General features: G+C 67.9%; 15 protein-coding genes and 1 pseudogene. 3 read left to right on the plus strand and 13 right to left on the minus strand.

Going from position 1 to position 18,676, the window contains the following annotated elements; translation table 11 throughout:
* From alr to ABZ004_RS02155, 3 genes are all read right to left on the minus strand, one after another.
* Positions 1–951, minus strand: a 951-nt coding sequence (gene alr / locus ABZ004_RS02145) for an alanine racemase (RefSeq protein ID WP_355677923.1), incomplete at its 3' end; no start/stop codon positions are given.
* Positions 952–1,059: 108 nt separating this feature from the next.
* A complete protein-coding gene (locus ABZ004_RS02150) occupies positions 1,060–1,707 on the minus strand; it encodes an HAD family phosphatase (protein ID WP_355677924.1) in 648 nt (215 codons plus the stop codon).
* Positions 1,704–2,588 carry a LysR family transcriptional regulator gene (locus ABZ004_RS02155; protein ID WP_355677925.1) on the minus strand — a complete coding sequence of 295 codons (885 nt, stop codon included), beginning with the start codon at positions 2,586–2,588 and terminating at the stop codon, positions 1,704–1,706. The genes ABZ004_RS02150 and ABZ004_RS02155 overlap by 4 nt, the downstream gene beginning before the upstream one ends.
* A gap of 76 nt (positions 2,589–2,664) precedes the next feature.
* On the opposite strand from ABZ004_RS02155, the gene ABZ004_RS02160 reads away from it, so the two are divergent.
* Both ABZ004_RS02160 and ABZ004_RS02165 read left to right on the plus strand, forming a co-directional pair.
* Complete coding sequence (locus ABZ004_RS02160; RefSeq protein WP_355677926.1) at positions 2,665–3,705, plus strand: aminotransferase class V-fold PLP-dependent enzyme; 1,041 nt, start codon at positions 2,665–2,667, stop codon at positions 3,703–3,705.
* A gap of 49 nt (positions 3,706–3,754) precedes the next feature.
* Entirely contained in the window at positions 3,755–4,534 is a 780-nt protein-coding gene (locus ABZ004_RS02165; protein ID WP_355677927.1) for an META domain-containing protein, read from the plus strand.
* On the opposite strand, the gene ABZ004_RS02170 is transcribed toward ABZ004_RS02165, so the two are convergent.
* The 3 genes from ABZ004_RS02170 to ABZ004_RS02180 are packed head-to-tail and all read right to left on the minus strand — an operon-like array spanning position 4,518 to position 9,370.
* On the minus strand, positions 4,518–7,502 hold the full coding sequence (locus ABZ004_RS02170) for a PIG-L family deacetylase (RefSeq protein WP_355677928.1): 2,985 nt from the start codon (positions 7,500–7,502) through the stop codon (positions 4,518–4,520). The genes ABZ004_RS02165 and ABZ004_RS02170 overlap by 17 nt on opposite strands.
* A 52-nt stretch (positions 7,503–7,554) precedes the next feature.
* Entirely contained in the window at positions 7,555–9,018 is a 1,464-nt protein-coding gene (locus tag ABZ004_RS02175; protein ID WP_355677929.1) for an NAD(P)H-hydrate dehydratase, read from the minus strand.
* A gap of 1 nt (position 9,019) precedes the next feature.
* The gene (locus tag ABZ004_RS02180; RefSeq protein WP_355677930.1) at positions 9,020–9,370 is read right to left on the minus strand and encodes a holo-ACP synthase; all 351 of its coding nucleotides are present in this window, start codon (positions 9,368–9,370) and stop codon (positions 9,020–9,022) included.
* A 93-nt stretch (positions 9,371–9,463) separates the two neighbouring features.
* Here ABZ004_RS02180 and coaA point away from each other — a divergent pair, with 93 nt between their 5' ends.
* Complete coding sequence (gene coaA / locus ABZ004_RS02185; protein ID WP_355677931.1) at positions 9,464–10,417, plus strand: type I pantothenate kinase; 954 nt, start codon at positions 9,464–9,466, stop codon at positions 10,415–10,417.
* A 144-nt stretch (positions 10,418–10,561) separates the two neighbouring features.
* Here the strand turns inward: coaA and ABZ004_RS02190 are convergent.
* From ABZ004_RS02190 to ABZ004_RS02220, 7 genes and pseudogenes are all read right to left on the minus strand, one after another.
* Positions 10,562–11,611: pseudogene (locus ABZ004_RS02190) on the minus strand (MFS transporter); the annotation flags it as partial.
* Between the two features lie 69 nt (positions 11,612–11,680).
* The gene (locus ABZ004_RS02195; protein ID WP_355677932.1) at positions 11,681–12,964 is read right to left on the minus strand and encodes a PLP-dependent aminotransferase family protein; all 1,284 of its coding nucleotides are present in this window, start codon (positions 12,962–12,964) and stop codon (positions 11,681–11,683) included.
* Complete coding sequence (locus tag ABZ004_RS02200) at positions 12,964–14,016, minus strand: alpha-hydroxy acid oxidase (RefSeq protein ID WP_355677933.1); 1,053 nt, start codon at positions 14,014–14,016, stop codon at positions 12,964–12,966. Before ABZ004_RS02200 ends, ABZ004_RS02195 begins: the two co-directional genes overlap by 1 nt.
* Positions 14,009–14,929: an alpha/beta hydrolase gene (locus ABZ004_RS02205; protein ID WP_355677934.1), complete on the minus strand. Its 921-nt coding sequence runs from the start codon at positions 14,927–14,929 to the stop codon at positions 14,009–14,011. The genes ABZ004_RS02200 and ABZ004_RS02205 overlap by 8 nt, the downstream gene beginning before the upstream one ends.
* A 19-nt stretch (positions 14,930–14,948) precedes the next feature.
* A complete protein-coding gene (locus tag ABZ004_RS02210) occupies positions 14,949–16,151 on the minus strand; it encodes a cytochrome P450 (protein WP_355677935.1) in 1,203 nt (400 codons plus the stop codon).
* A complete protein-coding gene (locus tag ABZ004_RS02215) occupies positions 16,148–17,359 on the minus strand; it encodes a cytochrome P450 (protein WP_355677936.1) in 1,212 nt (403 codons plus the stop codon). Before ABZ004_RS02215 ends, ABZ004_RS02210 begins: the two co-directional genes overlap by 4 nt.
* Positions 17,360–17,362: 3 nt before the next feature.
* Positions 17,363–18,655 carry an SGNH/GDSL hydrolase family protein gene (locus ABZ004_RS02220; protein ID WP_355677937.1) on the minus strand — a complete coding sequence of 431 codons (1,293 nt, stop codon included), beginning with the start codon at positions 18,653–18,655 and terminating at the stop codon, positions 17,363–17,365.
* Positions 18,656–18,676: the final 21 nt, after the last annotated feature.

The raw sequence follows: 18,676 nt of genomic DNA on the forward strand, positions 1-18,676 counted from the left end.
GACCGTCAGCTGATGGGTGCCGCTCGGGAAGTTGTACGGCCACTCGAACAGATCGGGTCCGTGCATGAAGGGCGCGATCGCCACCGTCAATTCGCGGCCGAGCGTCGACGGCCGCGGCGCGGTCCAGGTGAGCCCGTACGACACGCCGACGCCGGCCGGAACGCGCTTGACCATAGCCAGCCGCGCCCGCAGCGTCATCGCGGGCCGCAGCCCGAGCTCGGCCGACGGCAGCGCGTGCCCGAACGGGGACAGCCCGTACGTCGCGAGGCCGGGCCGCACCAGGTCGAAATGGGTGTCCGGCAGCTCCAGCGTCGCGCCCGAGTTGGCCAGGTGCTTGAGCGGCGGGTCGACCCCGAGCGAGGCGGCGACCCCGATCGCGTCGACAAAGTTGGCCAGCTGGAGCTCGTTCACCGGGCTCTTCGGCTCGTCCGACGAGGCCAGGTGCGACCAGATGCCGGCGATCTCGATCCGGCCGGCCTTCTCCTCGCGCTGGGCGGCGCGGAGCAGCGCAGGCCACTCCTCCGGTACGGCGCCGCCCCGGCTCATGCCGGTGTCGATCTTGAGGTGGACCCGGGCGGGGCGGTCCTGCACGGCATCGGCCAGTTCGGCGATCTCCCACGGTGCCGCGGCGGACAGGTCGATGCCGGCGGCAATCGCCTCGGCGACAGGCTCACCGGGAGTAGTCAGCCAGCAGAAGATCGGGCCGGTGTCGCCGGCGGCGCGGAGGCTGAGCGCCTCGTCCAGGACGGCGGCGCCGATCCAGTCCGCACCGGCCTCCCGGGCGGCCTTGGCGACCGGGACCATTCCGTGGCCGTACGCATCGGCTTTCACCACGGTCATCAGCTGCGCGGACTCCACCCGGGAGCGCAGCGCGGCCACGTTGTGGCGGATCGCGGCGAGGTCCACGACCGCTTCGGCTCGCACGGTCAGTGGCTCGAGAGGGTCATACATAACCCACCTAGTCTCTCAGGCCCCATGGCCCAACTCCCCCAGGCGGTCCGGAAACCCCTCCTCCGGTCGGTCCCGAGATCGTACCCAGAAGCAAGGTCCGGGACACGTTCAGACCTGGTCAAGAAGCTCCGGAAGCTCGTCCATCGTCGTGAAAATTGCCGTTGCCGTGCTGAGTTTCGCCGGGTCCGTCATCGCGGCGAAACCGAGCACGCGCATACCGGCCGCATTGGCTGCCTCGACCCCGAGCGGACTGTCCTCGACGACCACGCAGTCGTCCGGTTTCACGCCCATCGTGCTGGCCGCATGCAAGAAGAGATCCGGCGCCGGCTTCCCGTGCTCGACGTCCTCCGAACTGAAGATCCGCCCCTCGAACCGGTCCCAGAAGCCGACCGTGGCCAACGCGGTACGGATCCGTCGATGCGTCCCGGAGGAGGCCAGACAGTACGCCGTACCGTCGGCATCGAGTCGGTCCAGCACTTCCCGTACGCCGGGGACCGGTTGCAGGTGGGCGAATCCCTCGAACAACTGCTGGTGGTAGCGATCCTCCAGATCCGCGGGCAACGCCGATCCCAGCATCGCCTCGGCCTTCAGCCGCATCGACACCATGCTGCCGCCCATGTAGTCCCGGACCGCCTCGTCGAGCGTGTAGGGCAGGCCGGCCTCGGTCAGCAGCTCGGCAAGAATGCCGTTGGCCAGCCGCTCGGAGTCCACCAGCACCCCGTCGTTGTCGAAAATCACCAGCGCAGCTCGAGTCACCCCGCAACCCTACGCAGCGCCTCGATCGCCGCGATCACCGCAGCGTTGCGCCGCATCTCGGCTCGCAGCAGCACCGCGACCAGCCGGCGAGGCGACGTACGGACCGGCAGGGCGACAACCCCACGGCCGGGCGCGGCCGTCAACGCGAGCTGTGGCAGCAACGTCACTGCGAGTCCTTCGGCCACCAATCGCTGCACCACCACGTAGTCGTCGGTCCGGTGCCGTACGTCAGGCACGAAACCGGCCGCGGCAGTCGCGCTCATGAGATGCGCCTCGCACCGCGGACACCCTGTGATCCACCGCTCCTCCGCGAGCTCCGCCAACGCGATGGGCTTGCCTCGACGGGCCAGCCGATGCCCGGTCGCCAGTACTGCGCGCAGTGGGTCCTCGAACAGCTTCTCGGTGATCAGATCCCCGTGTTCCGGCAGGTCCAGGTGGTCGAACACCAGCGCCAGATCCGCGGGGCCGGCCAGCACCTCCGCCCGTGCTTCCGGCGGTTCGAGCTGAGTCAGCCGTACGTCGAGGTCGGGTGCGCGGGCAGCCAGCTCCGCCAACGCCGGCGGAATCAGCACGGCCGCGGCCGACGGGAACGCGACCAGCGAGAGCGTCCCCTGCTGCAACGTGGCCAGAGCCTGCAGCTCGGCGTCCGCGGCCGACAACCGCGCAGCCATCGCATCCGCGTGCACGAGCAGTGCGTTCCCGGCCTCCGTCAACGTGATGCCGCGCACCGAGCGAAGCATCAGCGGGATCCCGGCCTCGCGCTCCAACCGCTGCATGTGCTGGCCGACCGCCGGTTGCGTCCAGCCCAGCGCCTCGGCCGCCTTCGACAGCGAACCGAGTCGCGCGACCTCGCGGAAGATCAGCAGCCGTTTGGGGTCCATCCTCAAAGCCTAGCTTTGGGCTTGTCTCATCAGGACGGGCTGGCGCTTGAGCTGGCTGCCGGCCGAGGGTGGAGTCATGACCTCAGTGGCCCAAGCCCAGCAAGAGTTCGACTCGACGGTGATCTACCTGAACACCCCCACCTTCGGACTACCACCGCGACGGAGCTGGGATGCCTTGCAGAGCGGGCTGACCGACTGGCGAAGTGGTACGGCTAACGCCGTTGCGTATGACGACCCGCTGCAGCGTGCGCGGACGGCGTACGGGCAGTTGGTCGGTGTGGACCCGGGTCTGGTGGCGGTCGGGAGCCAGGTGTCCGGCTTCGTGGCGTTGGTCGCGCATTGGTTGCCGGTCGGGGCCGAGGTGCTGGTCGCGGAGGGCGATTTCACCAGCCTCACCTTCCCGTTCCTCGCGCTCGGGCATCGGGTCCGGGAGGTTCCGCTGGAGCGGCTCGCGGACGAGGTACGGCCGGAGACCGGCCTGGTCGCGGTGAGCGCGGTGCAGTCCTCGGACGGCCGGGTGGCCGAGCTGGACGCGTTGCGGGAGACCGGCGTACGGATCCTGCTCGACACGACTCAGGCGATCGGCTGGCTGCCTGTCGACGCCTCGCAGTACGCGTTCACTGCTGCCAGCGGCTACAAATGGCTCCTCGCACCACGCGGTACGGCGTACTTCACGGTGCAGCCCGGCCTACTCGACGAACTGACGCCGCTCAACGCCAACTGGTACGCCGGCGAGGAACCGTGGAACAGCATCTACGGCTCCCCGCTGCGGCTGGCCGAGAGTGCTCGACGCCTGGATCTGTCGCCCGCCTGGCATCTGTGGCTCGCCGCTGCTCCCGCACTCGAGTTCCTCGGCGAGGTCGGCGTACGGGCCCTGTACGAGCACAGCACCGGGCTGGCTGAGCTGTTCCGGGTCGAGACCGGGTTGAAGACACCCGCGATCGCGTCGGCGATCGTTGCGGCCGCCGCCGACCACGAGGTCCCGCGGTTGCTGGCAGAGGCGGGGATCGTCGCGTCGTTCCGGGCCGGACGGCTCCGGATGGGGTTCCATCTGTCGACCACCGCGCGGGACGTCGAGCGGGCCGCGGCGGCTTTGCGTCATCATCTGACCGACTGACTGCAACGTCGGGGTGACCGTTCGCGTCCTTAGGGTTATGAAGATGCGGATGAGTGCTCTTGTCGTCGTGGCCGGGCTGGCTGTCGCGCTGACCGGGTGCGGGAGCGAGCCCGCCTCCGGTGGGTCGTCGCTGCAGGGGAAGTCCTATCTGTCGACCGCTGTGGTCGAGAACGGGCAACCGAAGCGGCTCGCGCCCAACACGCGGATCCAGTTGCAGTTCATGTCCGACGGGCGGCTGAGCGCGAACGCCGGCTGCAACTCGATGGGCGCCGACAAGGTCTCCACCGGCGGCGGCAAGCTCGGGGTGAAGGATCTCGCCATCACCGACATGGGCTGCGACACCCCGCGGCACGCCCAGGACGACTGGCTGTCCAAGCTGCTGACGTCCGAGCCGACCTGGAAGCTGACCGGCGACAAGCTCGAACTCAGCACCGGGACCACCGTGATCTCCCTGGTCGACAAGGCGACCGCCCTACCGGATCTCGCTCTGGACGGCACCAAGTGGACGCTCGACACGGTCACCACCGGAGAAACCGCGTCGCATTCGATCGTGGCCGGCAAGGCTCACTTCACGATCAGCGGGGATCGGGTCACCGGATCGACCGGCTGCAACGACTTCCAGGGCGCGGTGGCCCGGACCGGCAACAAGCTCACCTTCGGCGAACTCGTCAGCACCCAGCGAGCCTGCCTGGGCGACACCGCAGACCTGGAGAAGACAATCCTCGACGTCCTCAAGGGCGAGGTGGTCTATAGCATCACCTCCGACCGGCTCCAGCTCATGCCGACCAACGCGCCGGGGACGAGTCTCACCTTCATCGGGACCCAGTAAGTCGCAGGTCGAAGGCCTGGACCTCGTTCTGGCTGGTCTCGTACGACATGAGCAGATGTCCCTCAGCTGCCAGCTTCGCTCGCTGGGCAGCTGTGAGTGGGATGGAGAAGTGCTGGACTCCTGGTGTGACCGGCTTGGTGGTCTGGGCCACCAGGTGTCCGCTCATGTCCGGTGACCACGGTGGAATGCCGCCGTCGGTGACAGCGCACGGTGTGAGTCCGTAGTCAGGTGCAGGATCGCTGGTGCAGCTCGTTGTGTAGACCGGGATGGCTCCTAGTAGGCCGGTGGTGAGGAACATGCGGGCTGTGCCTGAGCCACGTGACAGCGTGTAGACGTCTACCGAGGCGCGCCCCAACCCGGCGTACAGGATCTTGAGGTCGGAGCTGGGGACTCGCCCTGAGATCGGTACGCCGTTGCGTGCCGACTGGGCGATCGTCTGGGGAGACAGGGCGCCGTTCAGGTTGGGGTTGGACACGTTGGGTGCGCTGGGCGTCGTCGGGCGGTCTGCTGGTGGGGTGTAGCCGGTGACGGTTGCCTGGCCCCAGCGGTATGGGTCGGACTGCACTGAGCCGAGCGCGGACCAGCCGAGCCTCGTGCTCATGTCGATGTGCCGCAGCGTTGTCGTACCGGCTGCAGAGGTGTCGTCGTTGTCGTACGGCGTGATGTTGAGCCCGAGGTGCGTCGGGTCGACTGCTGCCGGAAGGTCTGCGAGGGGGATCTTCACTTCCAGGTCATAGCCGCCGCCTGTGTAGCTGTGCGGGGTGGTGGTCTCGTTGCTGCCGACCCAGGTTGCAGTAGATGCCACCTGAACACCTGGTGCGTTGCCGATGCTCAGAGGTCCAGTGGAGTAGCCCTGGTGGTTGTCGGCGTCTCTCTCCCAGCACGGGCTGTTCGGTCCGTTGCCGTTGCTGCCTGTGGGGTCGTTGGTGAACGGGAAGACGCCTAGCTTGAAGGTGTTCGCAGTGTCCTTCAGTACTTGAGATGCGTTGCCACGTGGGTCCAGAAGGATCTCTATCGAGTCGGCTTGCCAGTGGCCAACACACTCGGTCGGCGTAACTGCGTACGACTGGTAGTCGTCGCGGACGTGGATGAAGAAGTAGAGAGCGTCGTCGGACCAACTGACCTTCGCAGTACTGCCTCCTGCGCCGCTTCCGCAGTCGTCTGTGCCGGTGCAGCCGGTAGCGCCTTGCCAGATGCGGCCTAGGTCGAGTGTGGGGCCGTCGTACTCGCCTGGTGCTGCAGTGCCGTCGACTGTTGGTGTGGTTTGAGCCTTGGCGATCGCTGTCTTCGGGACCAGGGTCAGGGTGAGCATTTCACTGCCCGAGCCACCGGCGTACGTCGTCGTGATCGGGATGGGCACGTTCTGCGTCGCGGGCAGAGTGGCGTCCGTGTTGGTGAGTTGGAAGGTGACCGTCGTTTCGGCTCCGGCGGCGAGATTCGCGTAGGGCTTGGACGCCGCATCCGCTGTGAAGCCGGCGGGCAAGGTGAGTGAGACCTCACCGCTTTGCGGCTGCGTTGACCAGTTGTGCACGAGCACCGGTACGGCGAGGGTGCTGCCGATGGGCATCGACTGGATCGCGGCCGATCGTCCGAGCCTTGTCGCCTGCGGTGCGGTGGTTGCCAGCCACTGGTCGTATTCCTGCCAGTTTCCCCAGCGCTGGAAGCGGCCCTCGACCGGTGACACGATCCGTACGACGTTGTCGGTGTAGCCGGTCTTGGTGCCATCCATGTAGAGCGCTGAGATCTTGGCGTTCTGGTTGACCGGCGCGTTGGCGGCCGGGGTCACGGTGAAGGTGACGTTGCCGCTTCCCTTGAGGTGCTTGGGTCCGTCGGTGCTCCAGCCTTGCGGGACGGTGAGGGTGACGTTGCCTTGGGCAAGTTTTCCTTGGAGGTGAACCGTTGCCTGGAAGGGGGTTCCGGCGACGTTGAGGAAGCGGGAGAAGGTCAGGTATTCCAGGGTGCCGGGCGGGAGGCCGCCGGGATCTGCCTTGGCGGCGCCGAAGAGGATCGCGTCGTCCTGGCCGGCCTTCGGGTTCGGCGTACCGTCGGCGAGCGTGTTCGGCTGGAACGGTACGAACGACTCGGTCATGCCGAACTTGGGACAGGCTGCCGTTGAAGTTCCCTTGAACATCACCCGGCTCTGGGTCGGGTAGGCGGCACGGCCTTCGTCGGCGACCTGCTGCCAGATCTTCGGCGTACCGGCGGGTTGTCCTTGGAGGTTGCCTTCGGGCCACTTGTACGGCGAGTCGTAGCCGGTCCAGACTCCGGCGACAGTGTCCAGGTTGGTCGGGGTGAATCCGGTCGCACAGTTCCCGGCTGTCGTCGTACCGCCGGTGCCTGCAGTACTGCCGCCGGAGAAGACCTTCTTCACCTGCCAGGTGCTCAGCGCACCGGGACCGCGGAGCTGCTCGGGGAAGCGGTTCGGGTCGGCGGCGGCCTGCACGCCTTCCCAGATCAGCCGGCCGGCCTCCTGGTGGTTGCCGTGCCCCGCGTCGAGGGTCGGCGTGAACCCGATGTAGATCTCCGGCTGCGTCGTACGGATGACCCTGGTCACGCGTCGTAGCGTCTCCTCCGCATCCCAGAAGTACTGCGTCAGCGGCGCGCTCTGGTTGTAGAAGAAGTCGATCCGGTCCAGGTTGAAGATGTCTACGGTCCCGGACCGGTAATGCGCCACCCGGTCCTCGTTCTCCCGCCGCAAACCGAGCGCGGGCCCCAACTCGGTCCCGACCGCGTTCCCACCACCCTCCCCCCGCGTCACCTGAATGACGCCACACCTCACCCCGTACCGCTGATGCCACACCCCACACGGCCCAATAATCGACGTGTCATCATCCGGATGAGCCCACTCCCCCATCACATCAATCTTGGTGTCCTGATCCGCCACATACGGCTTAGGCGGCCTCGCCGCCGACGCCTGAAGCGGAACGGCAACCAACAGGGCAGCAACCAGAGCAACCAAACGCTTCATGCGATCTCCTAGGCGGTGGAGGCGCTACACCCCCGTCCTACCCAGAAACCGTTTACCCAAGCAAGAGGCGAGTGGCTTCGGGGAGGTTTTGGGCTACCTGGAGGGCTGTGAGGGGGCCGTTGGAGGAGGCTAGGTGGGCTGCGGCGCCGTGGAGGTAGGCGCCGACCGTTGCCGCATCTAGGGGGTTGAGGCCTGCTGCCAGGAGGGAGCCGCAGAGGCCGGCTAGGACGTCGCCGGCGCCGGCGGTGGCTAGCCAGGGGGTGGCGTTGCTGCTGACTCGGACCTGGCCGTCGGGGGCGGCGATGACGGTGGTGGCGCCCTTCAGGAGGACTGTGACGTCGTAACGCTCTGCTGCCAGGCGGGCGTGTTTCAGGCGTTCGGCTTCGACTTTGGAGCGGTCTACGCCGAGGAGGCGGGCCAGTTCGCCGGCGTGCGGGGTGGCCAGTACGTCGATGTGGTCGCCGGAGTCGTCCAGTGCCTTCAGGCCGTCGGCGTCGAGGAGGACGGGGATCTCGGAGTTCAGGAGGTCGCGGACCTTGGCGATGTCGAGTTCGTCGCCGAGGCCGGAGCCGATCGCCCAGGCTTGGACGCGACCTTCGCCGGCGACGATCTCGGGGTGAGCCGCGCGAACGGCGGTAGCGACGGCGTCGGGTCCGACGTACCGGAGCATGCCGATCGGGCCGGCCAGGGCGCCGGAGGTGGCGATGACGGCGGCACCCGGATACTGCTTCGAGCCTGCCATCAGCCCGAGGACGCCCCGCGAGTACTTGTCGGACTCACCGCTCGGCACCGGATAGAGCTCGCGAACGTCCGCGTCTTGTACTGCGGAGACGGCCGGCGGCGGAAGCTCCAACCCGATGTCGACCAGATGCACCGGACCACATGCCGTCGCCGCCGGGTCGATGAAGTGGCAGATCTTGTGAGTACCGAACGTCACCGTGAACGCGGCCGTCACATGCTCAGCCGGCGTCTCCCCACTGTCGACATCAACCCCAGAAGGCACATCCACAGCAACAACCGGTACGCCGTTGTCCACAGCAACCCGTACGACGGCAAGCGCATCCGCCCGCAACCCTGGTCGCCCTCCAATCCCCACGATCCCGTCGACAACGAGGTCAGCGGCGGCAATCGCCGCCGCCCACCCGCCTTCGGCGGGGGAAGGGGAAGGGGAGCGGTCGCCGCCGCCGCTCGAGCTGCCTTCGACAGCCGAGGTGATCCAGCCGCCGGCGGCGGCGAGCGCGGCTACGCCTTCAGGGTGGGCCTTGTCCGAAAGGAGAACGGCGGTGACCTGGGCGCCTCGGCGGGCGAGTTGCGTACCGGCGTACAGGGCGTCTCCGCCGTTGTCGCCGGAGCCGATGAGGAGGACGACGCGCGCGCCGTAGGTGGAGCCCAGGAAGTTGCTGATGGCAACGGCCAGGCCGGTGGCGGCGCGTTGCATCAGGGTGCCTTCGGGGAGGCGGGACATCAGGGCGGCCTCGGCGGTGCGGACCTGGTCGACGGTGTGTGCGTGCCGCATCTCAACCCTCCAGGATGACGACGGCCGACGCGATGCCCGCGTCGTGGCTCAGTGAGAGGTGCATGCTCTGGACGCCGAGCTGCGCGGCCCGCTCGGATACGGTGCCGGTGATCTCCAGCCAGGGCCGGCCGGTGTCGTCGGTCCGGACCTCGGCGTCGTGCCAGTGCATCCCGGCCGGGGCACCCAGCGCCTTCGCCAGCGCCTCCTTGGCCGCGAACCGGGCGGCGAGCGACGCCGGCGGCTTGCTCGCCTCCGCCGGAGTGAACACCTTGGTCCGCAGACCGGGGGTCCGTTCCAGCGTTTTCATGAACCGTTCGATGTCCACCACATCGATGCCCACGCCGACGATCATGAGGAACCTGATGTGACAACTGCCACACCCGCAGTCTCGTAGCCACACATGCCGGTCAGCGTAGCCCGGCCGGGTGTGGGAAGAATGGGCCCCATGCTGCAGCCGCCGCGGGAGGTGACCCCGTACACCGAGCTGGATCGCGCCGCCTGGGCGCAACTGGCCGAGACCACCGAGTCACCACTGACGGCCGAGGAGATCGAGCGGTTGCGCGGTCTCGGTGACGAGATCGACATCGACGAGGTGCGCGAGGTCTACCTGCCGCTGTCCCGGATCCTGTCGCTGTACGTCCGGCACGCCCGCGCGCTGCACTCCGACACCGAGGCGTTCCTGGGCAAACCGGCCGCGATGCGGACGCCGTTCGTGATCGGGATCGGCGGCTCGGTTGCCGTCGGCAAATCCACCACCGCCCGGTTGCTGCGCGAACTGCTCGCCCGCTGGCCCGAGCACCCCCGCGTCGCGCTCGTCACCACCGACGGCTTCCTCTGGCCGAACGCCGAGCTGGAACGCCGCAACCTGATGCTGCGGAAGGGATTCCCGGAGTCGTACGACCGCAAGGCCCTGCTCCGCTTCGTCGTCGAGGTGAAGTCCGGCATGGACAGCGTCGAGGCGCCGGTCTACTCACACCTGCACTACGACCGGATGCCAGGCGTCCGTACGACGGTCGAGCAGCCCGACATCCTGCTGCTCGAAGGACTGAACGTCCTGCAGCCGGCGCCCCGGCACGCGGACGGCAAGAGCGGCCTGGCCGTCAGCGACTTCTTCGACTTCTCGGTGTACGTCGATGCCGCGGCCGACGATGTGCGCTCCTGGTACGTGCACCGCTTCCTCAAGCTCTGGGAAACGGCCTTCCGCAATCCGGAGTCATACTTCGTGCGGTACGGCGAGCTGAGCCGCGAAGAGGCGATCGCCAAGGCCGAGTCGCTCTGGGACGGCATCAACGGCCCCAACCTGCGCGAGAACATCCTGCCGACCCGCTCCCGCGCCACCCTCGTCCTCCGCAAAGGCCAGGACCACGCCGTCCGCTGGGTCCGCCTCCGCAAGCTCTGACCAGTACGCCGTCCCGCCTCTCAGCCCCGCGCCGCCCGCAGCGCCGGGGATGATCGCCGTCGCAACAACCAAGGCTGTCAGACCGAAGGCCAACGAGTAGCCGGTGCCGGCGACGACGGCTCCGAAGATGATGGCGCCGAGGCCCCAGCCGCCGTCGTATGCGAGGTTCCACAGGGCGCTGACCTGGCCGAAGCGGGTTCGGTCGACGCGGTCGTACATCATCGCGAGTGTCAGGTTCTGGGCCGCGCCGAAGCCGAGACCGAAAGCAGCGGCGCCGACCACCACGGCGACGCCGCTGCCGATGAACACCAGCGCGCCCGCACCGAACGCGGCCAGTAGCAAAGCGGCGGCCAGCGGCTTGGCGGGTCCCACCCGGTCGCCGTACCGGCCCGCGACCCAGCGAGCCGCCGGAGCCGCGATCGCTTGAACGAGCAGCGCGACGGCCACCAGCGCGTGCCGATCAGCCGAGACGGCCAGCGGTACGAACGTCACGCTGATCCCCGCCGCAACGGTCACCGCGGCGAACACGAGCGTCGGCATCAGCAGCCCGCTCCCCCGCAACCCGCCGAGCACCTTCACATGCTGCGGCTCAGACCCTGTACGGCGGGCAGGCAGGCCGGCCACGAACGCGAGTCCACCAAGCGAGGCGGCCGCCGCGATGACGAAGAGCGCCCCGAAGCCGATCACGTTGGTCAGGTACACCCCGAGCGGCAGGCCGATGATCGCGGGGAGGCCGACAACCACGCCGTACAGGCCGAGGGCTTCGCCGCGACGGTGGGCCGGAGTGAGTTCGGCGACCAGCGCGACCGCGCCGACGACCATGATCGCGAGGCCGCCGCCGCGCACCACGCAGACGGCGAGGACCACCGGCAGGGAGGCGGTCAGCAGCAAGACCAGCGAGGGTGCGCCGAGCAGAACGAGGCCCAGTCCGAGGGTGCCGCGGTAGCCGAAGCGGCCGAGCATCCGTGGTACCAGCAGTTCCACCGCGACGGCGGAGAGCATCATCGCGCCGGTCGACAGGCCGGCCCCGATCCCGCCGGAGCCGTTGGCCGCGAGGTAGAGCGGAACGACCGAGGTCAGCAGGTACATGCTCAGCCCGGAGCCGAACACCATCACCAGCAACAACCCGAACTGCCGGCTGACCAGCCGCTCGGGAGCGGGGACGAGAGGCGCGTCGCAGGTGAGCTCGGTCATGGGTTCACCGTAGAAGCGAACCGGTCTCCACTACAGATCCAGTTCCCCACCCACTGAGAGGACCAATTCTCAAAGTTGGTCCATGATCAGGGCGGCCAGGCGGTTCAGGGCGGCGTCGATCTGATCCGGGGTGACCGAGCTGCAGGAGAGCCGGAGCGCGTGGATCGGGCCGTCGCCGTCGTAGAAGTGCCGCATCGGCGTCCACAGAACGCCGTACTCGTGCGCCGACTTCTCCAGCAAAGCGTCGTCCACCACGAACGGAACGGTGACGACGATGAAGAACCCGCCGGACGGAACCGTCCAGGTCACCTCGCCGCCAGGGAAGCGAGCGGCCAGCCCATCGGTGACAGCTCGCAGGTTGTCCGCGTAGATCGCCCGTTCGCGCTGGTTCGCGGCGACCAGACTGCAGTCGTTCTGCAGCAACTTGCCCCCGATCACCGCCTGCGCGACCGCAGAGGTGTTGACCGTGACCATGCTCTTGATCTTCGACAGCTCGTCGGCGAGCAGGCCGACCGAACCGTCCACGGCGGCCACCGTCTGATCGGCGACCACATAGCCGACCCGAGCACCTGGCAGCGCGGTCTTGGCGAAGGAGCCGAGATAGATCACTCGCCGCTCGGTGTCGAGGGACTTCAGTGTTCGCACCCGCTCCACGCCGGCCGCCGGGAAGAGCCCGTACGGGTTGTCCTCGAGCAGCAGGAGATCCTGCTCCGCCGCGACCTCCAGCAACTGCCGCCGGGTCTCCAGGTCGAGACTCAGTCCGGAAGGGTTCGCGAAGTCGGGCATCACGTAACACGCACGCGGCCGGAGTCCTTCGGCCCGAGCCGCCTTGACCACGGCGACCAGGTCCTCCAGATCGACACCATCGTTGCCTCCAGCAACGGGCAGCACCGGAAGGTCGACCAGACGCGCAGCACCGGTGATGCCGACGTACGCCGGTGACACGACGAGCAGGACGTCCTGAGGGTCAGCCCTGAGCGCCCGTAGTACGAGGACCATCGCTTCCTGGCAGCCGACGGTGATCACCAGCGACTCGGGGTCGACCTCGATCCCCTCGTCCAGCGCGAGGTTCCGGGCGACCAGGTGGTGAATGATGCCCTTGGTCCGCCCGTACTGGAACACCGCCCGGCGCACGGCCGCCTCGTCGTACCCGAGCTCCTCGCGCAGGTACCGCCTGAAGCTGTCCAGGTACGAATGCAGGTCCTCGAACGCGTAGAACTCCTCCGACGGGCGTCCGGCGGCGAGCGAGATCGCGTCCGGGTAGTGCTGCGAGACCTCGTTGAGGAAGTTCATCGAGTTCAGCGTGCGGTCGGTGAGCGACCCATGCAGGTCCACCACGTCTAGATCAGCCATCAGGCCCTCCCCGTCGTCAACTCGGCGACCTCGGCCACCGTAGCGCAGCCCGCGAGCATCATCGCCTGGGTCAGTTCGGCTCGCAGCAACTCCAGGGCCTCGCCGGCGGCATCGACAGCTGTTGCCCAGAGCAACGGTCGCCCGATCAGTACGCCGGACGCTCCGAGCGCGAGTGCCCGTAGTACGTCGATGCCGCTCCGGATCCCGCTGTCGAGCAGGACCTCACAATCGACCGCGTCGACGATCGCCTCCAGCGCGTCGACAGAAGCCGGAGCGCCGTCCAACTGCCGCCCGCCATGATTGGAAACAACGATGCCCCCGGCCCCGACTTCGACCGCCCGGCGGGCATCGCGCGGATCCAGAATGCCCTTCACCACCAGGGGAAGATCGCTCCGGCGCCGGATCCACTCCAGGTCGCGCCAGGACAGCGAAGGCTCAAATGCCGCGGCGGTATGAGTAGCCACAGCCGACGCCCCCGCCACCCCGACATGCGCCTCGGTCTGCTCTCCGACCAGGTTCGCCGCCACCACATCAGACGGCAGCTGGAACGAGTTCCGTACGTCGCGCAGTCGTCGCCCCATCACCGGTACGTCGACCGTCACCATCAACGCACTGCACCCCGCCTCCGCAGCCCGATCGATCAACGACTCGACCATCGCGCGATCACGCAACCAGTAGAGCTGGAACCAGGTCGCCGCCTCAGCCGCGATCTTCTCCAACGGCTGACTGCTCAGAGTGCTAATAATATAAGGGATCCCAGCCATCGAAGCCGCCCGCGCAAGGGCCAACTCGCCAGCTGGATGCACCAACTGCTGATAAGCCATCGGCGCCACCGCAACCGGCATCGCCGCCGGCGTCCCGAGCAACGTCGTCGACGGATCCGGCGCCGACACCCCAGCCAGCACCCGCGGGCACACAGTCACCGCATCCAGCGCCACCCGGTTCTGCCGCAACGTCGTCTCGGAACCGCTGCCCCCGGCAACAAAATCCCGTACGCCGAGAGGCAGCGCACTCGCCGCAAGCTCCTCAAACTCCGCCAGCGAGCTAGCCATCAACCAGGCTCCGTTGCAGGAACTCGGCCGCCTCGGCGATCGCCTTCCGGCCGCCGTCGAGGACACCGGACATCGCGAAGAACCCGTGCACCATGCCGTCGTACCGACTCAGCTGTGTCGGCACCCCCGCGGCGTACAGCTTCTCGGCATAGAACTCGCCCTCATCCCGCAGCGGATCGAATTCCGCGGTGATCACCAGCGCGGGCGGCAAGTTGGCGTGCGACTCGGCCAGCAGAGGCGAAGCCAAGGGGTTGCGGCCGTCGGCGGGGTCGGTGAGGTAGTGATCCCAGTACCAGCCGACCGACGTCTTGTTGAAGAGGAACGGGTCGTCACCGGCTCGCATCGAGGCAGTGTCGGAGCCGTAGAGTGTATTCGGATAGACCAGGAGCTGAGCGGCGAGCGCAGGGCCAGATTCCCTTGCCAGCAAGGTGGTTGCAGCCGCAAGGTTGCCGCCGGCACTGTCCCCGCCGACAGCAATGCGCCCGACTCGGAGTTCCGAAGCGTGATCCGCGATCCACTGCGTCGCCTGGTGGCAGTCGTTGACTGCCGCGGGGAACGGGTTCTCCGGAGCGAGCCGGTAGCCGACGGTGATGACCTGGCACGGCACGGCATTGGCCAACTGCCGGCAGATGCCGTCGGCCGTGTCGATGCTGCCCAACGTCCAGCCGCCACCGAAGAAGTACACCAGCGTCGGCAACGGCCCCTCCGCATCTGGCCGGTAGATCCGCAGCGGCAGGCCCGACTCCATCACGACATCCTCGACCTGATGAACGTGCTCCAGCGAACCACCCGCCGCCTGGATCGAAGCCAGATCGGCAGCCCGCGCCTCTGCGAGCCTCTGGGTATAGAGCTGCGGAACGTTGTCGGCCGCACGCTGTGCACGCATCGCCTCGACCTGCGGATCCAAGGGCATGACATGTTCTCCAGGAGACTTAGTTGCCCAGCACAATAGGCATGGTGGCGTAGCCGCGGAGGGCGAGTCCGGCGCTCTGCACCGGCGGCCCGGCGAGCGCGAGGTCGGGGAATCGCTGGAACAGCCGCGGCAGCGCGAGCCGTCCCTCGGCCCGGGCGAGCACCGCGCCGATGCAGAAGTAGGCGCCTGCACCGAAGGTGATGTGACGCTTGTCGGCCCGGTCGACATCGAAGACCTCAGGGTCGGGGAAGCGCGCCGGATCGCGGTTCGCGGCACCGAGGATCACCAGCACCAGACCTCCTTCGGGGACGGTCACGCCACCGACCGACAGATCCTCCGACGCAGTACGGACCACCAGTTGTGCGGTTCCGTCCCATCGGAGCACCTCTTCGACGCAGGCCTCCGCGACCGCCGGGTCACTAGCAACCGCCTTCACCAGCGAAGGCCGCTCGAGCAGCGGCGGGATCGCGTTGCCGAGCAGGTTGATGGTGGTGACGAAGCTGGCGTTGAACAGCACCAGCAGGTTGCCGATCAGCTCGTCGTCGGTCAGGTCACCTTCGCCGGCGTCGATGACCTGGACCAGCCCGCTGATCAGATCATCACCAGGCTTCGTACGCCGGGCAGCGATCAGCGACGCGTAGTACTCCGACATCTCGGTGGCCGCATTGTTGGCCGCGGCAACCTTCTCCGGCGTCCGACCGCCGAAGTCCAAGTAGTCCTCGACCCGCTGCACCCGGGTCCGGAACCAGTCCAGATCCGGCGCCGGGATGCCGAGCAGCACGCTCATCACCCCAGCGGGCAACAGATACCCGAACTCTGCGATGAAGTCGACCGGACTTCCCAAGCCTGCAAGGCGATCCAGCAACTGATCCGTGAGCTTGGCGATCTCCGGTTCCAGCGCCGCCACCCGGCGAGGCGTGAACGCGGCATGGAACGCCCGCCGCATCCGGCCGTGGTCCGGCTCGGTCCGGAACATCATCGAGTTGCTCAGCGCCTTGGTGATCGGGTCCGCGTCCCGCGCGGGCGGCGGACCACCCTTGACGAAGCGGGGATCCCGCAGGATCTGGTCGACGGCCGCATACCCTCCTGCGACGGCCGCGTACGCCGGACTCTCCGGCGTCAAGTTGACCGGCCCGAGCGCGTGCAGCCTTGCGTACAAGGGATACGGCGCCCGGCGGCCGGCATCGGTCTGCAGCTCGGCGAGGATCTCATCTGCTGTCATGGCGCCACCGGCATCGACTTGTACCCGCGGAGGAACTGCTGCGGATTCCGGACCGTAGGGCCCGCCGCTCGCAGGGTCGGAAAGCGTTCCAGCAACCGCGGGAAGGCGATCCGCCCCTCAGCCCGGGCCAGCGCGGCACCCAGACAGTAGTGCGGTCCGGCCCCGAAGCTGAGCGGCTTCACGTCGATCCGGGCCGGGTCGAAGATGTCCGGATCCTTGTAGCGCGAGGGATCGCGGTTCGCGGCGCCCAGCATCACCAGCACCAGTTGCTTGGCCGGGATGACGGTGTCGGCCACGGTGGCCTCCTCGTTGGCGAAGCGCGCGACGAACTGCACCGGCGCCTCGTACCGGAGTACCTCTTCCACGAACGAAGGGATCTCGGCCGACCGCACCTCAGGCCGGTCGAGCAGCAGTTGCATCCCGTTGCCGATCAGGTGAATCGTGGTGACGAAGCTGGCGTTGAACAACACCAGCAGGTTGCTGATCAGGTCGTCGTCGGACACCTGGTGCTCACCGGCGTCGATCGCCGCGGCCAGCTGGCTGATCAAGTCGTCCTTCGGCACCGCCCGCCGCTCAGCGAGCAATGAACGGTAGTAGTCCGAGAGCTCGACCGTCGCCTGGTCGGCGGCGGCCAGCACCTCGTCGGTCTTGCCGGTGACATCGAGGAAGTCGTTGATCCGCTCGACCCGCGGGCGAAAGAACGACAGGTCGCTCTGCGGGATGCCGAGCAGTGCGGCGACCACGCTGCTCGGCAACAGGTAGGCGAACTCCGTCATGAAGTCCGCCTGCCCGTCGGCGGCGAACCGCGCCGCCATCGTGTCCATCAGGCCGTCGACCAACTCGGTGACGGCCGGTTCGAGCTCGGCCACCCGGCGCGGCGTGAACACCTGGTGGAACAGCCGCCGGGCTTGCGTATGACGGCTGTCGTTGCTGTACATCATCGAGTTGTTGAGCACCGCGAGCAGCGGGTGCTCGCGCCACTCGGGGCCACTGCGCTCATCGGTGTACACGTCGTCGGTGACGCGGAACCGCTGGTCACGAAGCAGCTGGTCGGCCGCTTCGTAGCCGGTGACCACCGCCGCATAGGGACCGTCGCCGTCCAGCAGGCAGACCGGTCCGAGCTGGTGCAGTTCGGCGTAGAACTGGTACGGATCGTCCAGACCGGCTGTGCTGAACAGCCCCTTGAGCACCTGTGCGGCGGTGGTCATCCGTCACCGCACCAACTGCAGCGGAACGGCGTTGGCCATTGCTTGGTAGCCGGCGTCGCTCATGTGGATGTGGTCGCCACCGTCGTACGCGGCCAGCGTCTTGGTCGGATCGGCAGGGTCACGGACGGCCTTGTCGAAGTCGACGAACCCGTCGGTGTCGTGCGTGCTCCGGATCCAGGCGTTGACCGCCTGCCGGGTCTGCTCCCGCTCCGGGGTCCAGCCGCCGGGAGTGGCGAAGCCGCCGTACGGCGTGATGGTCGCGCCGAGGCTGCGGATACCGCGCTCGTGCAGCTGGCTGTTGATCTGCTTGAGCGCCGCGATGATCTTGTCGGCCGGGGCGTCGTCCATCCAGATGTCGTTCACACCCAGGTGGGTGATCACGACCTTCGGCTGGGTCTGCGCGAAGACGTCCTCGTTCAGCCGCGCCAGCGCGTTCACGCCGAGCTGCTGGATGCCGTTCGGCGCACCGAGGATGTCCTCGGGGCTGTCCTTCAGCAGCCGGTTGCCGGCCATGCCGACGTTCAGGACGCCGGGGGTGTTGTGCCGATGGTCGGCCGCCAGCCGCTCTGCGAGCTGGTCCGGCCAGCGGTTGTTGCCGTTCAGCGTGCTGAGCAGGCCGTCCGCGATCGAGTCACCGAGCACCACGATCGAGCCGTCGGAGTGGTCGGTGAGCACGTCGACCCCGGACAGGAACGTCCAGCAGCAGGCCCTGGTGGTGATGTACGGCGTACCGTCGGCCGCGGTGGTCAGGTCGCCGGGGCCGAAGAAGTTCTGCTGCGTCGACGAGGCGTGCCAGGTGGTCGGACCGGTCGCGGTCGGGTAGAAGACGCTGATCACCAGCGTGCTCAGGTCCGGCACCTCGAGGCTGACCGGGTCGCTGAGCAGCTCGGCGCCCTTGTTCATCACCGCGGTCGGCGAACCGTTGAAGGTCAGCGACTTCAGCGTCGCGGTGTCGATGTCGGACGCGACCGGCGTGCTCGTGTCCGCCTCGGCCACGGTGGCGGCACCGATCTGGATCGGCCGGTCACCGTAGATGTTCGAGAACCGGATCCGGACCTTGTCGCCCCCCACGGACGGCCGGACCACGTAACGAGCACTCTGGTTGTTGAGGCCGGTCGCGGTGAAGCCGGTGGCCTCGCCCTGCGAGACACCGGCCGCCCAACTGCCGACCCACTCGGCCTGGTGACCCTTGTCCTGGGACGGCGTCGCCCCGGATCCGGTGAACACCAGCGCCGAACCGGCGAGCGATACGGCCGCGGCCACCGCGGCCGTACGGAGACTACTGGGAATGCGCATGGAACAACCCCCCAAATGGGT

Origin of the sequence: Kribbella sp. NPDC006257, assembly GCF_040613535.1 — a bacterium.
Classification (GTDB): domain Bacteria; phylum Actinomycetota; class Actinomycetes; order Propionibacteriales; family Kribbellaceae; genus Kribbella.

Excerpts from the sequence above, each read along its gene's own strand:
- ABZ004_RS02205 (WP_355677934.1), bottom strand. The coding sequence starts at position 14,929 with ATGCCCTTGGATCCGCAGGTCGAGGCGATGCGTGCACAGCGTGCGGCC.
- ABZ004_RS02170 (WP_355677928.1), bottom strand. The coding sequence starts at position 7,502 with ATGAAGCGTTTGGTTGCTCTGGTTGCTGCCCTGTTGGTTGCCGTTCCG.
- ABZ004_RS02220 (WP_355677937.1), bottom strand. The coding sequence starts at position 18,655 with ATGCGCATTCCCAGTAGTCTCCGTACGGCCGCGGTGGCCGCGGCCGTA.
- coaA (WP_355677931.1), top strand. The coding sequence starts at position 9,464 with ATGCTGCAGCCGCCGCGGGAGGTGACCCCGTACACCGAGCTGGATCGC.
- ABZ004_RS02210 (WP_355677935.1), bottom strand. The coding sequence starts at position 16,151 with ATGACAGCAGATGAGATCCTCGCCGAGCTGCAGACCGATGCCGGCCGC.
- ABZ004_RS02175 (WP_355677929.1), bottom strand. The coding sequence starts at position 9,018 with ATGCGGCACGCACACACCGTCGACCAGGTCCGCACCGCCGAGGCCGCC.
- ABZ004_RS02165 (WP_355677927.1), top strand. The coding sequence starts at position 3,755 with ATGAGTGCTCTTGTCGTCGTGGCCGGGCTGGCTGTCGCGCTGACCGGG.
- ABZ004_RS02215 (WP_355677936.1), bottom strand. The coding sequence starts at position 17,359 with ATGACCACCGCCGCACAGGTGCTCAAGGGGCTGTTCAGCACAGCCGGT.
- ABZ004_RS02160 (WP_355677926.1), top strand. The coding sequence starts at position 2,665 with ATGACCTCAGTGGCCCAAGCCCAGCAAGAGTTCGACTCGACGGTGATC.
- ABZ004_RS02200 (WP_355677933.1), bottom strand. The coding sequence starts at position 14,016 with ATGGCTAGCTCGCTGGCGGAGTTTGAGGAGCTTGCGGCGAGTGCGCTG.
- ABZ004_RS02155 (WP_355677925.1), bottom strand. The coding sequence starts at position 2,588 with ATGGACCCCAAACGGCTGCTGATCTTCCGCGAGGTCGCGCGACTCGGT.
- ABZ004_RS02195 (WP_355677932.1), bottom strand. The coding sequence starts at position 12,964 with ATGGCTGATCTAGACGTGGTGGACCTGCATGGGTCGCTCACCGACCGC.
- ABZ004_RS02180 (WP_355677930.1), bottom strand. The coding sequence starts at position 9,370 with ATGATCGTCGGCGTGGGCATCGATGTGGTGGACATCGAACGGTTCATG.